Annotated in this window: 14 protein-coding genes; 6 read left to right on the top strand and 8 right to left on the bottom strand. The window is 62.5% G+C overall.

Going from position 1 to position 14,133, the window contains the following annotated elements:
• Nucleotides 1-28 precede the first annotated feature (28 nt).
• Nucleotides 29-1,051, top strand: a complete 1,023-nt coding sequence (locus AC1D10_RS13225; protein ID WP_477272330.1) for a phosphoribosyltransferase — start codon at nucleotides 29-31, stop codon at nucleotides 1,049-1,051.
• 24 nt (nucleotides 1,052-1,075) lie between these two features.
• Here the strand turns inward: AC1D10_RS13225 and AC1D10_RS13220 are convergent, their stop codons facing one another.
• The 8 genes from AC1D10_RS13220 to AC1D10_RS13185 all read right to left on the bottom strand — a co-directional run bounded on the left by AC1D10_RS13220 (nucleotide 1,076) and on the right by AC1D10_RS13185 (nucleotide 9,552).
• Nucleotides 1,076-2,155, bottom strand: a complete 1,080-nt coding sequence (locus tag AC1D10_RS13220) for a glycosyltransferase (RefSeq protein WP_477272328.1) — start codon at nucleotides 2,153-2,155, stop codon at nucleotides 1,076-1,078.
• A 68-nt stretch (nucleotides 2,156-2,223) separates the two neighbouring features.
• Nucleotides 2,224-2,673: a hypothetical protein gene (locus AC1D10_RS13215; protein WP_477272326.1), complete on the bottom strand. Its 450-nt coding sequence runs from the start codon at nucleotides 2,671-2,673 to the stop codon at nucleotides 2,224-2,226.
• Between the two features lie 14 nt (nucleotides 2,674-2,687).
• A complete protein-coding gene (locus tag AC1D10_RS13210) occupies nucleotides 2,688-4,130 on the bottom strand; it encodes a GMC oxidoreductase (RefSeq protein WP_477272324.1) in 1,443 nt (480 codons plus the stop codon).
• 67 nt (nucleotides 4,131-4,197) lie between these two features.
• Nucleotides 4,198-5,529, bottom strand: coding sequence for a UDP-glucose dehydrogenase family protein (locus AC1D10_RS13205; protein ID WP_379101445.1), 1,332 nt, complete (start codon nucleotides 5,527-5,529; stop codon nucleotides 4,198-4,200).
• A gap of 67 nt (nucleotides 5,530-5,596) precedes the next feature.
• On the bottom strand, nucleotides 5,597-6,460 hold the full coding sequence (gene exoK / locus AC1D10_RS13200) for an endo-1,3-1,4-beta-glycanase ExoK (protein WP_477272321.1): 864 nt from the start codon (nucleotides 6,458-6,460) through the stop codon (nucleotides 5,597-5,599).
• Nucleotides 6,461-6,611: 151 nt separating this feature from the next.
• Nucleotides 6,612-7,013 (bottom strand): hypothetical protein, encoded by a 402-nt coding sequence (locus AC1D10_RS13195; protein ID WP_477272319.1) that lies wholly within the window; start codon nucleotides 7,011-7,013, stop codon nucleotides 6,612-6,614.
• Between the two features lie 297 nt (nucleotides 7,014-7,310).
• On the bottom strand, nucleotides 7,311-8,333 hold the full coding sequence (locus tag AC1D10_RS13190) for a glycosyltransferase family 2 protein (RefSeq protein ID WP_477272317.1): 1,023 nt from the start codon (nucleotides 8,331-8,333) through the stop codon (nucleotides 7,311-7,313).
• A gap of 94 nt (nucleotides 8,334-8,427) precedes the next feature.
• Nucleotides 8,428-9,552 carry a nucleotidyltransferase family protein gene (locus AC1D10_RS13185; protein ID WP_477272315.1) on the bottom strand — a complete coding sequence of 375 codons (1,125 nt, stop codon included), beginning with the start codon at nucleotides 9,550-9,552 and terminating at the stop codon, nucleotides 8,428-8,430.
• Nucleotides 9,553-10,069: 517 nt separating this feature from the next.
• On the opposite strand from AC1D10_RS13185, the gene AC1D10_RS13180 reads away from it, so the two are divergent.
• The 5 genes from AC1D10_RS13180 (at nucleotide 10,070) to AC1D10_RS13160 (ending at nucleotide 14,130) form a co-directional block, all read left to right on the top strand.
• The gene (locus AC1D10_RS13180; RefSeq protein ID WP_379101437.1) at nucleotides 10,070-10,222 is read left to right on the top strand and encodes a lasso peptide; all 153 of its coding nucleotides are present in this window, start codon (nucleotides 10,070-10,072) and stop codon (nucleotides 10,220-10,222) included.
• A gap of 135 nt (nucleotides 10,223-10,357) precedes the next feature.
• On the top strand, nucleotides 10,358-10,672 hold the full coding sequence (locus AC1D10_RS13175) for a PqqD family protein (protein ID WP_477272312.1): 315 nt from the start codon (nucleotides 10,358-10,360) through the stop codon (nucleotides 10,670-10,672).
• 94 nt (nucleotides 10,673-10,766) lie between these two features.
• Nucleotides 10,767-11,174, top strand: coding sequence for a lasso peptide biosynthesis B2 protein (locus tag AC1D10_RS13170; protein WP_477272310.1), 408 nt, complete (start codon nucleotides 10,767-10,769; stop codon nucleotides 11,172-11,174).
• Nucleotides 11,171-13,135 carry a lasso peptide isopeptide bond-forming cyclase gene (locus tag AC1D10_RS13165; RefSeq protein WP_477272308.1) on the top strand — a complete coding sequence of 655 codons (1,965 nt, stop codon included), beginning with the start codon at nucleotides 11,171-11,173 and terminating at the stop codon, nucleotides 13,133-13,135. The genes AC1D10_RS13170 and AC1D10_RS13165 overlap by 4 nt, the downstream gene beginning before the upstream one ends.
• Complete coding sequence (locus AC1D10_RS13160) at nucleotides 13,132-14,130, top strand: phosphoenolpyruvate carboxykinase (ATP) (protein ID WP_477272306.1); 999 nt, start codon at nucleotides 13,132-13,134, stop codon at nucleotides 14,128-14,130. Before AC1D10_RS13165 ends, AC1D10_RS13160 begins: the two co-directional genes overlap by 4 nt.
• The last annotated feature ends 3 nt before the right edge of the window (nucleotides 14,131-14,133 follow it).

Below are 14,133 nucleotides of genomic sequence, written 5' to 3'. Positions count from 1 at the left end.
CATTCACTCCAGGACCAGGTCTGAACCCATGCATTACCGATCGATTTCCGACATGAACGACGCCATCGTCAGGGGCCTGCACCGTCTGCCGCGCGACATCGACCTGGTCGTCGGCGTTCCGAGAAGCGGCATCCTGGCTGCGACGCTGGTCAGTCTTTCGGCGAACATTCCGATGACTGATCTCGACAGCTTCCTGGCCGGCCGGGTCTACACGTCCGGCATCACCAAGCGCCGGGCGGCACTCGACCGCAAGGTCTCCGAGATGCGCAAGGTGCTGGTGATCGACGACAGCGTCGCCGGCGGCAACGCGATGCGTGACGCGCGCGCCCGTATTCAGGCTGCCGGCATCGAAGGAGACTTCACCTTTGCCGCCGTGTTCGGTCTCGAGCCTCGGCATCAGGAGACCGATGTGGTGTTCGAGGTCGTGCCGCATCCGCGCATGTTCCAGTGGAACTTCATGCATCACAAATTCCTGGCGCAATGCTGCGTCGATATTGACGGCGTGCTGTGCCTCGATCCGACCGAAGCCGAAAACGACGACGGCCCGGCTTACGAAAAGTTCCTCAGCGAAGCGCGGCCTCTCTATGCCCCCACCCACAAGATCGGCTGGCTGGTCACCAGTCGGCTGGAGAAATACCGCGCGCTGACCGAGGCGTGGCTCGACAAGAGCGGGATCAAATACGACCAGCTGGTCATGCTCGATCTGCCGAGCAAGGCGGAACGGCAGCGGCTTGGCGCGCATGGCAGTTTCAAGGCCGATTTCTACCGCAAATCCGATGCCATCCTGTTCATCGAGAGCGAGCACGAGCAGGCGCTGAGGATCACCGAACTGTCCGGCAAGCCGGTGCTGTGCGTCGAAACGCATATGGTCAGCTTTCCAGACGCGCTGTCGTTGCCGGCGCTTGGCCAGGCAGCCCGCAACCTGCCGGCACGGTTGCGGCAGATCAACTCGCAAGAGGGCCGCAAGAGCGCCGCCAAGACCCTTGCCCGCGCCCTGCTCGGCGCCCGTGGTTATGAGACGCTGAAAAGCCGGGTCAAACGCCCGGCCTGATCCGCTGCCAGCCTCGAGCCCTGGTTACGCGGCTTGGCGCGCGCGCTGTTGCATCGCCCTATCCAATATCGAGAAGAAGGTGATGAACTGGCGATCGGGATCGAGTTCCGGGCGCCCGGCGAAGCCGCGCGCGAGGCCCGAAAGCCGGTCGTATTCCTGGCTGTCGTTCCACAGCCGCCTGACGGCAGCTACCCAGTCGGCCAGCGGAGCATCGTAGTCGAGCACCACGCCACCTGAACCGATCGCCTCGGGCAGGCCACCACGCCGCGAGCCGACGACCGGGATTCCGCTGCAATGGGCCTCCGACGCGACGCGACCCCAGGCCTCTTCCCACTTGCTGGGAGCAAGCAGGATCTTGGTGCGGCCATAGACCGTCTTCATGTCGCTGGTGCGGCTCTCCAGCACGACATTGCCCAAAGGGGCGATCGTCTGTTCGATTCGCGCCCGATGATCGTCCTCCAGCTTCCAGCTTTCGACGAACAGGAACGGGATTTCGCGACACGCGCCGGCGATGCGCACCGCGAGTTCAAAACCCTTTTCCTCATAGGGATTGATCAGTGTGACAAACTGGCCCGTCGTAGGCGTGCTGTAGTGCGCCGGATTGATGGTCGGCGGGATCACCGTCGCCTCGATGCCGAATTCTCGTCTATAGGTGCGCGCGGTGAACTCCGAATTGGCGATGTACAGCGCTGAATGGAGCTCGCGCAGGTCGCCGCCCAGTTCATGGAATTCGACGTTGCGGAGATAGACGACCAAAGGCACGCCCTCCGCCTGCAGCGCCTTGCCGAGCGGAACCGATTTGTGGCACTGGACCACGGCCACATCCGGCTTCAGCTTGTCGACGGCAAAGGTCGCCGCTTCCCAGGGAAACCAGGCCCGCACCACAGGATAGCCGGGATAGCAGTCGATACCCGCCGGCTGCCGCAGCAGCTTCATCTTGGCGCGCGCCTTCAGGCCGAAGACACCATCGCCGAACAGGGCGGCGAGCACCGCGGCTTCGTGCCCATGTTCGATCAGTTGTTCGGCCAGATGGTGCGTGCTCGACTGAACACCGCCGCTGAACTCGGGTGGGTAGCCACTGCCACCTGCAAAAAGGACTTTCATGGGATCGGGCTCCTTGTCGCATCTCGTATTTCGGTTCCGAGGCCACCGGCGGCGCCTCGCTTTCGACGTCAGGCAAGCTTCGGCGGCTCCAGATTCGCGAACGGATTGGTGCATGACTGCCACCCGGTGAAGCGGATCGGATCACTTGGTGAACTGCGCCAGGCATAGTCTGTCAGCATATGGAATTCGGCGATGACCCAGCGGTCGAAATGCACCAGATCTTCCCGCTTCTCCTGGGGCAGCAGGCGGCGGGCGGCGCCCAATTTGAGCTCCTCGACCAACGTGACGGCGTCGCTAAGCTTCTCGCTGGGAAATATCCACGGGTTCCGGTTGCGGAATTCCAGCACGAACTGCTGCAGATGCTCGAGGCGGATGTTCAGCCTGCCGAGGTATTTTTCGAGTGTGACGCGCACCAGATCCTCATCCGAAAACGAACTGACGGCGGCAAAGGCGACACCGGTCGACACCACCCCACCGGCCACGATCGCCAAGGCCGAGCGTCTGGAAATTTCGATCATTCGATGCCCTCCTTCTAGGCCATGCGGCTCGCCGCCCTCAGGGAGAGGGCCGCGGCGGTCAGGCTCGGGTTGGCGCAGGAGCAGCTCGGATAGGTGCTGGTGCCGACGACAACCAGGTTTCTCAGCTGGTGATGGATCATGTCGCTGTCGATCACCGAATCGGCCGGGCCGGAGCCCATCCTCAGCGTGCCCTGGACGTGCGATTCGGTTGGCCGGATGCCACGATCGAAGAGCTTTTCGACTGGCAGCGGGGCCAAAAGGTCAGGCAATTTCTCCAGCGCGCGAGCCATGCCCTTCACCGCGTAGTCCGACGGCGCCTTGAAGCTGACGAAGGCGTTCTCGTCCTCGTCGAGGGTGACGAAATTTTCGTGGTCGAGCAGGTTTTCGGTGACCACGACGAGTGGCAGCGCCTGGCGCAGCCGTCCCTTTTCCGCACGCATTCCGTGCTGCCAGCGGTTCTCGAAATAGACCAGCGCCGCCGCATGCTCCGATCGGTGCGGACCGTCATAGAGGCCGAAGTTCAGGCCGGTCGTGATGGTGCTGCCGTCGAAATTGTCGACACCGTCGAGATAGACCTCGAAGTTCCAACCGTAGGATTCATGCAGGCCGCGACCGACGAATTCGCCGCCCAGCCCGGATCTCAGCATGATCGCCGCGCTCTGGATGGCATTGGCGCCAAGAAGGAAAAGGTCGCCGCTGACCTGGTATTCCTTGCCATCATGCGTGAACGTGACCGAGCGGACCGTGCCGCCGACGTGATCGAGCCGCCGCACCTCCGCACCGAGGCAGACCGAAATGTCGGGATGCTCGAAGACATGCATCAACCCGTTGTTGACGGTGAATTTGGCGTCGACCGGACACAGCCAGCAGCGCAGATTGGCACAGCAGGAGGTGCGCTGCGCGGTCGGCACTCGCGCCCGTGCCGTTGGCATGACGAAATGCTGGCCGGGCTGCGCCGCCTTCATCATCCGGTCCGGCGTCGACATACGATGCGGCGGTTGCGGAAACGGCTTCGAGCGTGGCAGCATCGCCGCCATGTCGGGATCGCCCGAGATCGACATGATGTCTTCAGCGTCGCAGTAGAACGGCTCGACGTCGTCATAGCTGATCGGCCAGTCGTTGCCGATACCATAGGTGCTTTTCAGCCTGAAGTCGTTGGGATGGAACCTTGGCGTCTGCGCGAACCAGCAATTGGTGCCGCCACCCAGTCCGATGGTGTAATTCCACGGCTTGTCGGAATTGGTCTTGTAGGTCGTCTCGTCGTCGATATCGGTGTTGGCGTTCTGCGCGAGCTGCCATTCATGGGTGTTGTGCCGGCCCCATTCGAGCACCAGGACGCGTGCCTTTCGCCGCCTGGCGAACTCATGCAGGAAGAAGGCCGAACCGAAGCCGGAACCGATTGCGACGAGATCGAAATGATCCCTGGTGATTTGCTCGGGCTTTACGTCCAGCACCATCAGCCACAACTCCTTTCCGCGCCGGGCGCGCCCGCCAGGTTCTGCTTCCGGCTCTTCGCTCCGAGCCTCACGCCGCCATTCTGCCGATCGAGTGATATTCGATGCCGTGGCGGGCGATGACCTTGGGGTCATACAGGTTGCGGCCATCGAAGATGATCGGCGTCGTCAGCGCATCTTTCATCGCGTCGAAGGACGGCGCACGGAAACTCTTCCATTCGGTGGCGATCAGCAGCGCATCGGCGCCACGCAGGGCTGCTTCCTTGGTGCCGCACAGCAGCAGGTCGTCGCGCAGCCCGTAGATGGCCTGGCATTCCTGCATCGCTTCGGGGTCATAGGCCTGCACATTGGCGCCGGCGTTCCACAGTGCCTCCATCAGCGTGCGTGCCGGCGCCTCGCGCATGTCGTCGGTGTTGGGCTTGAAGGCCAGCCCCCACAGCGCAAAAGTCTTGCCCTTGAGGTTGCCCTTGAAATAGCGGTTCACCTTGTCGAACAGCACCGATTTCTGCTCGTTGTTGCGCTCCTCGACGGCGCGCAGCAGCTTGGCGTCGAACTTGACGCCCTCGGCCGTCTTGATCAGGGCGCGCACATCCTTGGGAAAGCACGAGCCGCCATAACCAAGACCCGGATAGATGAAGTGGTAGCCGATGCGCGGATCGCTGCCGATGCCCTTGCGGACCTCTTCGATGTCGGCGCCGAGCTGCTCTGCCAGGTTGGCCATCTCGTTCATGAAGCTGATCTTGGTCGCCAGCATGCAGTTGGCGGCGTATTTGGTGAACTCGGCGCTGCGCACGTCCATCACGATCATCTTCTCGTGGTTGCGGTTGAAGGGAGCGTAGAGCTCGCGCATCACCGCCTCGGTGCCCTCGCTGTCGGTGCCGACGATGATGCGGTCGGGCTTCATGCAATCGGCAACCGCGGAACCCTCCTTGAGGAATTCCGGGTTCGAAGCGACGTCGAAGGCCAGGTCCTCGCGGCCTCTTTTCTTCAGTGTTTCGGCGATCCTGGCCTTCACCTTCTCGCAGGTGCCGACCGGCACGGTCGATTTGCCGACGATGATCTTCGGGGAGTCCATCTCGCGGCCGATGGTCTCGGCGACGGCCAGCACATATTTGAGATCGGCCGAACCGTCCTCGCCGGGCGGCGTGCCGACCGCGATCATCTGGATTTCGCCATGCCTGACCGCGGCCGCGGCATCGGTGGTGAACTTGATGCGGCCAGCGGCGTGGTTCTCCTTGACGAGGCTTTCCAGTCCAGGCTCGAAGATCGGCACGAAGCCCTGGTTGAGCCGCTCGACCCTGTTGGCGTCTATGTCGACGCACACCACCTGGTGCCCGACTTCGGCAAGCACCGCCGCCTGCACGAGACCGACATAACCAATTCCAAAGACCGTCAAATTCATTCGGTTTCATTCCCATGCAAGGCAGCGGACCGCTTTCGGCCCTGCCAGTTCAAGTCGACTTTCCCAATTACTTTATGCTGCATGCCAGCGATTCCGGAAACTGGCAGGGCTCGCCCAGGGCGGTGAACGCGACACGATCGATCTGCAGCTTAAGCTTGCGGCCTGGATCCGCGAACGCTCCCATCCAGCCGGTCATCTTGTCGCTTCCCCAAAGGCTGAAGAATATCTTCTGGGCATGGGTTGGCAATTTCGCCGGATCGGTGATGGTGTTCACCAACTTGCCGTTGAGGTACCAGCGCAAGCTGTCCTTCTCCCAGACGAAGGCGTAGTCGTTGAAGGCGTTTTCGGTGCCGCCGGCCACGTCGACCAGCTTCTCATTCTTGCCCTTGCCGGCGATATAGGCATTGACCTGCACCTTCGAGGTGTCCTTGGTCAGGATTTCGAAATCGATTTCGTCCCAGGGCTGCTTGTCGGTGGGGCCGATATAGGAGAAGAAAGCCGCATTGAGACCGGAGCCGGTGTCGGTCTTCATCCGTGCCTCATAGGTGCCGTAGCCGAAGCGCTGCTTGGTCTGGATCTCGCCGCAGGCGTAGTCGCGATCCTTCAGCTTCTGCTTTTCGAAGCCAAGCGACAGCACGCCGTCGGAAAGCTCGACCAGGCCTTTCGACCAGGTGCAATTTTGATGACTGCCGTTCGACCAGCCGTCGGAAACATACCAGCGTGCACGATCGAAGCTGGTGAAATCATCGACGAATGATGGCGACGTCGCAATGTCCTGGGCATGGGACGGAGACGTCGACAGGCTGCCAAGTGCGGCCAGCAGCAACGCGCTGATCGCACTCAACCGCCTGAGGCCAGCTTGCCTTGCGCGGCGCGTGAACGGCGTTCCGCCGGTTGCGATGGTGGACATAGTTTTCGGATTCGAATTCATACCAAACTCACCTTTGTGCTGTGCATCCCCAACCCAAAGTCGACTTTCGAACCGCTCCTGAACGGGCCAACCTTGACCTCCTGTTTGACCCCTCTCGTTCCCTCGTCCTGCCTCGCATCAAGTCTGCTGCAACAATTCCGGGCCTTCACGTTCAACCTCTGCCAGCGCCCGCCGGTCTGGCGAATTCCGTGGAGGTGGCCGAATCGGACGGCGCTTTCTCGACGAAGACCATGTCCAGCGAATGACGAAGCTCTTTCATCATGCCGTTCTGGCGCGACAACTCCGCGATGCGGCGTTCGCAGTTCAGGATCGACTTCGTCAGTTCGCTGACTTCGGATGACCGACGGTCGGAGGTGGAGCCGTTCTCCATCGCTTCGACCAGGAAAGCGGCGTTGGTCGCTTTCGTGCGATAGCGATTCTCCAACCCGGCCCTTTCGGCCTCGATCTCGACCGCGATCTGCTCAAACAGCTTTGCCAGACGATCGAGGCGTGAACCATCGGTCTGCCGGTCGCGGGCCGGATCCCTTGATCTGAAACCGAATATCGAGGCCATGAACTTAGATCCCTGTCATCGCCGGCCCGTAGCCGGGGCTTCTGGCCGATCCCCGCAGCCGGGGCTCAAAAACTCACGTTGCATTGTCCTGCTCCTCTGAGGGAGAGACATCAGACCAATCCGATCGGGGGCCAGTTCGGCTGGTCGTTGAATTTGCTGCACCGCAACATAGACTGCCATCCTCGGAGCCGCGAGGCAACCACCCAGTTCGTAAACTCATAAATCGGACCGAAATGGTTTGCGCGATGAGCTTGTCATCGGCGGGCAACCCGGACGATGCGGACGACGCGGACAGTTTCACCGCGCCTTGCCTGTGCTGGTGCCGGCCATCAGAAAGCGCAACGGCGGCACATGCTTGTGCCTGGACACAAGGCCGACGCGGCGAAACAGCGCTTCGAGCTTGTCGGAAGCCACGCCCTGGACGATGGGGACGAGGTTGGATTGGCTGGCGAAGGCGTAGGCCGCGGCCGATGCCAGCCCGCGCTCGGCCTTGACGTCGAGGAAATTGCGCAGCCGGTATTTGTCGCGCACATGCCGCTCGTGCCGCCGCAGCACCGCTTTCGAGCCTTCCGGCAGGCTGTCGATCGCCAGCAGCGCCAGATCCGCATCGGCCAGACGCTTCAGGTCCTGCGTCTTGTGGCGGCCGCTGAGCGAATCAGCGCGGACGATGGCGCCGTAGCCGCACGAGCGGATGACCTTGAACCGCGCCCCGCAGGCGACCGCGCGGGCGTAGAGCTCATAGTCCTCGCCCAGCCGCAAGCTCTCGTCATAGCGCAGCCCATGCCAGTCGAGGAAGGCACGGCTGATCACCGGCTTGAGGAAGCCCAGTTCGCCCCTTTGCACGCGGCGCCTCGAGATATTGCCTTCGACGAAGCGCTCGAAATCGAGGAATTCCGGATCCGCGTCAAATTGCGGGGCAACGATTTTCGTCGCGTCGCCCGTCGCATCATCCCTGATCAGCATGATGTTGTCCGCCGCGAAATCCCAATCGGCGCCGGCAAACAGGTTGCGAAACCGGCCTTCGAGAAAAAAATCGTCGGCATCGAGAATGCTGATGAACGGCGATCTCGAGCTGGCGATCGCGGCGTTGCGGGCGAAGGAGGGGCCGCGATTGACGTCGAGGCGCATTACCGCAAGCCGGCCGCTGCCGTCGTCGGCGGATCGCGCGACTGTCGCGGTGTCGTCGGTGGAGGCGTCGTCGACGACGACGACTTCCGCCACTTCCGGTTCGCGCAACGCGGACGCGATGGCGACAGCGATTGTCGGCGCCGCGTTTCGGGCCGCGATGATCACGCAGACCTGGGATTTCGTCATCGACATGGATTTGCCTCTCGTACAGGTGATATCGATTTGCCCTCGCCCCGTACTCGTTCGATGCCCGATCTGTTTTCCATCAGCGCCCGATCTATTTCCATCAGACCGGCCGTTCAAAGATGCGCCGGCTGATGTCGGCCGACGCAGCCCAGCTGGCCTCGGCCAGATAGCGGACCGGCGCACGGCCGCACAACTCCCATAGCACCGTTCGCCGCTGCGGCCACCTAAGCGACGACAGCCACGGCGCGATGACCATGTTGAGCAGGTCCTCGTTGCCGATGCGCGACAGGATCCGTGTCGCCCGCCTCGACAGCAGCGTATCGGCACCGCCGAGCAGCACATCGGCGGCGCGCAGGCCAAGCAGCAGCGTGTCATCCAGTCCCTGCGCAGTCGCGGCATCGAGCACAAGCTGCTGGTCCGCCTCGTCGAGGCGGCTGGCGCTGGCGCGCACGTCGCAGACATAGCCCGCGCAGGGTTCCCTGTTGAAGAGCGCCTTGGCGACGCTGATGCAGGACAGAAGCAGCGTATCGGCAACCGAGGTGAACGGCACGGTCGCACCGGCGATTTCGACCTGTCGTTTGCGCCGCAGAAATCCGTCCGCGTCGCGCGGGCTGGGCGAGCCGGGCTGCTGGAGTCGATAGTGGAGATCGACCGTGGACGGCTTCGGCCCGTCGCCGCGCGTCATATGCTGTTCGCCGAGGAAGCGAACCCACCAGACGGAACGCGACTTGCCGGCGACCTCGTAGCCGATCGCGCGAAGCGCATCACGCGCCCTGACAAAACCGGCCGGAGAAACCAGGATGTCGACATCGCCCGAAGGCTTCATGAAGTGATCGTCGTAGAGCAGCCGCTGCTGGAACGGGCCCTTCAGAAAGACGAAATCGATCCGGCTTTCGCGCAGCGCGTCATGGATCGCCATCGAATCCATGATGCAGGACGCGTTCATCGAAACCGTCCTCCTGCGGTAGGTGTCCAGCCAATGGAAAAGCTCCGGCGGTCTCTCATTCGCGGGCGCACGCGACACGACCTTGAGGACAAAGGTAGCGACCTTGTTCAGCCTGGCGATGTCGGCGACATGGACACCGCCAGGGCCAGGCATCGACACGTCGCCCGGGGTGGCTCCCACCCCCGCGAAGTACAACCGCAGGCAGGCCCGCACATAGGCAACCTCGTCGGCACAATCGGCGGCGCGCAATCGTTCATAGGAACTATCCGGCAAGGCCATTTAGCGCACGGTCTCCAAAAAAGCGATTTGCCCAACGCGTATGCTGCAAGTGCGAAGCAAGCATCACCAAAAACCTCGATGCCGTAAAGCCTTTCCTTTTGCAGTGCGGAATTTTGCAACCGGAACGTTTATCGATACCATCTCGGGCGCGACGAAAACCGCAGCTGAAATGCCGCCGTTGCCAAGGCTTTTCAACCACTTTTCATCGTGGATTGCCAAAAGAAACCCGCCTATTAGCGATGCCTAAAAAACAGGCCCAATGGCCAATGTTTTATGCAAGCAAAATCAGATGCTTAAAGAATCGCCGTTGACATCATCCCAATGCACATGGAATTAGCTCAAAAGAAGTCAGGTTTTAGGCATGGCCTACACACAAGGCCGCGCGCACAACCCGTAATTGATTAACACTTGGTAAATCAGGCTTGACTCATAAATGCTGCCATGCAGCTATTGCGCTGCAGCATGAAAGTGCTGACGGCACTCGACAGGCCGTTTCCAGTCCTTATTGGAGAGTAAAATGGAACAGAATGTTGAAAAGCATGACTACGAAACGCCAAGCCTGACGGTACATGGTTCGATCGAAACCATCACCCAAGGCGGCGGCGGCAGCACGGCGATCGACGCATCGTTTCCCGCGCATACGCCGATCGGCGACCTGACGTTTTCCTGAGTCTATCGCAGTTTTCCCAGAGTGACGACGTTGGGACTCTGGATCTAAAAAACATAAGAGAGTCGGGGGCCAAACCTCCGACTCCACTTTTCATTGCCTGGAACTGCCGAAGCGTAGTGTAAGCGAGGTTTTGGGATGAGCTGGAAGCTATCCGGCCAAGATTTGGCCGACCACGATCGTGTGAGCGCGACCAGGGATGCCGTGGCTTGCGAGTTCGGCGATGGGCTGGCGCTCCTCAATCTGAAATCCAACATCTATTACAGCCTGAATGGCGTCGGCGCCTTCATCTGGGATTTGATCCAGGAGCCCAGGTCGATCGTGGACATCCGCGGCGCCGTGCTTGGGCGCTACAATGTCGACCCGGAGCGCTGCCAGGCCGACGTCGACGCGTTGCTGAAGGGCCTGGCCGACAACGGGCTTGCGAGGCTGCATCATGAGGAACTTGTCTAAGCCGGTTTCGCAAAAGCCCATGGTTTTGCGGCAGGAACCCGCGACAGAAAGAAGCCCCAAGCAGACGAAGCGCCTGCAAGGCCGGCGAAGTGTTTTGGGGATTCTTTCCCTGAGCGGCTCGGAAATGATCTTCCTCGGTCGCTGCCTGCTGGTGGTGGCGGCGGTTCGGCTGGGGTTGACGCTGCTGTCCTACAACCGTGTTCGCAGCCTGGTGACTCGGCTCGACGCGCGTCAGTGCGCCAGCATGGGCGAACTGCGGCGTGTTGCGTGGGGGGTTGCCGCGGCGGCCCGTTTCGTCCCTTACTCCACGTGCCTGACCCAGGCGCTTTCGGGCCAGTACATCCTCGCCCGCCAGGGCAATGCCTCGAAGATCCGCATCGGCATCGAACGCGGCACTGGCGATCAACTCAAGGCGCATGCCTGGCTGGTCAGCGATAATCATATCGTGCTTGGCGGATCGATCGACGGTTTCGCCCATCTGGTCGACCACGGCAGCCGATGAGCGGCGTCGCCGGAATCCTGCTGCGACAGGGACACGCATCGGCGGTCCGGGGACACGCATCGGCGGTCCGGGGACACGCACAGGCGGTCCCGGCGGCCGATATCCAGCTGATGCTGGCGCGCATGCGCCATCGTGGTCCCGACGGAAGTTCGTGGTGGCTGGACCCCGGCATTGCGCTTGGCCATGCCTGGCTCAACACCACCGATGAAGCCGGCCCCGGTCCGCTGACGATGGCCGGCGGCAAGCTCGCCGTCACCGCCGATTGCCGGTTGGACAACCGCGACGAGCTGCTGGCCAGGCTGGGCATAAGGGATCAGTCGGTCGCCGATGCGACCTTGCTGATGCGGGCCTATCTGCGCTGGGGCGAAGCCTGCCCCGTGCATCTGCAAGGCGATTTCGCCTTTGCCATCTGGGATGCCGAGCGGCAGCTCCTGTTTTGCGCGCGCGACCATTTCGGGGTCAAACCGTTCTACTACCACGCGGCGGATCAGCGTTTTGCCTTTGCATCGGAGATCGGGCCGATCCTGGGCGTGGAAGGGGTCGGCACACGTGTCTCCGAGCACCAGATCTCGGGGTTTCTGGCCGGGCTTCCCGACGATCCGCAGTCCACACCCTACAGCGACATCTTCAGCTTGCCGGCGCGCCACAGCCTTACCGTCACCGGCCAACAGGTGACGCTGCGCCGCTACTGGCAGATCGAGCCGTCGCCACGACCGATGCGGTCGGATGCGCCTGAGGAATTCGCCCATCTGTTCTCGCAGTCGGTGCGCAACCGCATGCGCGGAACCTCGGCGGTCGGCGCGATGCTGAGCGGCGGCCTCGATTCCTCCTCGATCGCCTGTGTTGCCGGCCTGCAAAACGCCGCCGAACACAAGCCGAGGCTGCCCACCTTCTCGCTGATTTTCGAGAAGGGCTCGCCAATGGACGAGCGGCCGTTCATCGATTCCGTGCTTGACCAGCAGAAGGTCGATGGAACGCTGATCCCAGTCGGCAACTATGCGCCATTCGCCGAATTCGAACGGGTGCTGGAGGAACAGGAGGGGACGTTCCTGGCTCCGGGCCTGACCCTGACCCGCGGCATCTACCGGACGGCAGGCGCCAAGGGCATCAAGGTGCTGCTGGACGGCCATGGCGGCGACGAGGTCGTATCACAAGGTCATGGCCATCTGCATGAACTTGCCAATGCCGGCCGATGGATGGATTTGTGGCGTGAGATCCGCAGTGCCTCCGACACCTATGGCGACAGCACGCTGGGCCTGTATTTCCAGTTCCTGACCCTCTACGGGCCGGCCTGGCGGATCGCTAAACTAAGACATTTGGCAAACCGCGCCCTGAACAAGATACGCAGGCCGGCGCAGGCGCCGCGCGGCCGAAGCTGGCGCGACCTGATCAATCCGGACCTGGCCAGGCGCACCGAGCTTGTGGACCGATTTCACCGAGCCGGATATATGCCGCCCGGCGTCCAGGCCAGCGACGCCTTGAGCCATCGCTGGATCCTGTCGAACGGTTATGTCCCGCATGCTTTCGAGGTGCTCGACAAGGCCGCGGCCAATTTCGGCGTCGAGCCGCGCTATCCGTTCTGGGACAAGCCGCTGGTCGAGTTCTGCCTGGGCCTGCCCGGTGAGGAAAAGCTCAGCCACGGCTTTGGCCGCTATGTTCTGCGCCGCGCCATGGAAGGTGTCCTGCCGGCAGCGGTTCAGTGGCGACGCGACAAGATCGACTTCACCGCCAATCTCGTCAACGGCATGCTGCGCAACCACCGCGACCTCTTGGAACAGCTGCTGATCTCGGATGCGAGCCGCATCGCGCCCTACGTCAACCTGCGCCAGGTGAGTGCTGCCTATGCGCGGCTGCAGCGCCGGCCCGATCGAGCGGCGCCTCTGGATGTCCAGTATGTCTGGCGCTCGGCATCGCTGTCGCTCTGGCTACGGCAGCTCCAGCATAGCGGGAGCGCCGCATGATGCCGCGCAACGAGCCGCTCGCCGTATACGGTGATCCCCGCCCGCATAGCCGGGCCGTGAGAGAGCGCCGCTTCTACCGCGCCTACGGACTGACCATCGCGTCCGAGGTGACGTTGCCCGAACTGGAGCCGGCAGCGCCGGGGGCGGCCGATGTGGTGATCGCCGTCGGCCCGATCGACCCGCCGAAACCCGCCTCCGAAGCCGCGACCGATTTTCGCTTCGAACCCGACCGGCAATATCTGGCGTGGCATGCTGTCGGCGCGTTCCTGATCAGCGATGGCTGCCGCATCGACGTCGAGCCGGCGCCCGGCGTCGACGACGCGCTGATCGCGTTTCCGCTGCTGGGGCCGGTCATGGCACTGCTGCTGCATCGGCGCGGTCTGCTCGTCCTGCACGCCAGCGCCATTGCGGTCGCCGGCACGAGCGCCATCTTCATGGGCGACAAGGGTGCCGGCAAGTCGACGACGGCAAGCGCGATGATCCGGATCGGGCATGAACTGCTTACCGATGACGTGGTGGCCCTCGACCTCGCCAACCCGCGTGAGCCGATGATCGTTCCGGGTTTTCCGCAGATCAAGCTGGCGGCCGACGCCGCGGCGGCGATTTCGCTAGGGGACGCGGTGGTGCGGCCGCAAGTGCATCCGGCAATCGACAAGATGCAGCATAGACTGAATGGCGCCTTTTCCGGCAACAGGGTGCCCGCGACCAGGATCTATATCCTGGCGCGCGGTGAAAGAGCTGACATCACGCCCCTGCCAGGCATCGCGGCCCTGCCGGCCATCATCAAGTTCTCCTATGTGACACGGTTTGGCCGCGCGGCCCTGCCCAGCGATCTTGCGGAAATGCATCTTCGGCAATGCGCGCGGCTCGCGGACCATGTCGGCGTTCGCCGCCTCGAAATCCCGGCCGGCCTCGACAGAATCGGCGAGGCCGTGGAGCTGATCACAACGGATCTGGCGGCTGGGGGTTTGTCGGCTGGTCGTCGGCGAGCGTGAGAG

This window comes from Mesorhizobium sp. P2_A8 (assembly GCF_056404935.1).
The sequence above is the reverse complement of the archived record's forward strand: the minus strand, read 5'-3'. Positions and strand labels throughout refer to the sequence as shown.

Coding starts and splice junctions, on each gene's coding strand:
- AC1D10_RS13225 (WP_477272330.1), top strand. CDS start 29: ATGCATTACCGATCGATTTCCGACATGAACGACGCCATCGTCAGGGGC.
- AC1D10_RS13220 (WP_477272328.1), bottom strand. CDS start 2,155: ATGAAAGTCCTTTTTGCAGGTGGCAGTGGCTACCCACCCGAGTTCAGC.
- AC1D10_RS13215 (WP_477272326.1), bottom strand. CDS start 2,673: ATGATCGAAATTTCCAGACGCTCGGCCTTGGCGATCGTGGCCGGTGGG.
- AC1D10_RS13210 (WP_477272324.1), bottom strand. CDS start 4,130: ATGGTGCTGGACGTAAAGCCCGAGCAAATCACCAGGGATCATTTCGAT.
- AC1D10_RS13205 (WP_379101445.1), bottom strand. CDS start 5,529: ATGAATTTGACGGTCTTTGGAATTGGTTATGTCGGTCTCGTGCAGGCG.
- exoK (WP_477272321.1), bottom strand. CDS start 6,460: ATGAATTCGAATCCGAAAACTATGTCCACCATCGCAACCGGCGGAACG.
- AC1D10_RS13195 (WP_477272319.1), bottom strand. CDS start 7,013: ATGGCCTCGATATTCGGTTTCAGATCAAGGGATCCGGCCCGCGACCGG.
- AC1D10_RS13190 (WP_477272317.1), bottom strand. CDS start 8,333: ATGTCGATGACGAAATCCCAGGTCTGCGTGATCATCGCGGCCCGAAAC.
- AC1D10_RS13185 (WP_477272315.1), bottom strand. CDS start 9,552: ATGGCCTTGCCGGATAGTTCCTATGAACGATTGCGCGCCGCCGATTGT.
- AC1D10_RS13180 (WP_379101437.1), top strand. CDS start 10,070: ATGGAACAGAATGTTGAAAAGCATGACTACGAAACGCCAAGCCTGACG.
- AC1D10_RS13175 (WP_477272312.1), top strand. CDS start 10,358: ATGAGCTGGAAGCTATCCGGCCAAGATTTGGCCGACCACGATCGTGTG.
- AC1D10_RS13165 (WP_477272308.1), top strand. CDS start 11,171: ATGAGCGGCGTCGCCGGAATCCTGCTGCGACAGGGACACGCATCGGCG.
- AC1D10_RS13160 (WP_477272306.1), top strand. CDS start 13,132: ATGATGCCGCGCAACGAGCCGCTCGCCGTATACGGTGATCCCCGCCCG.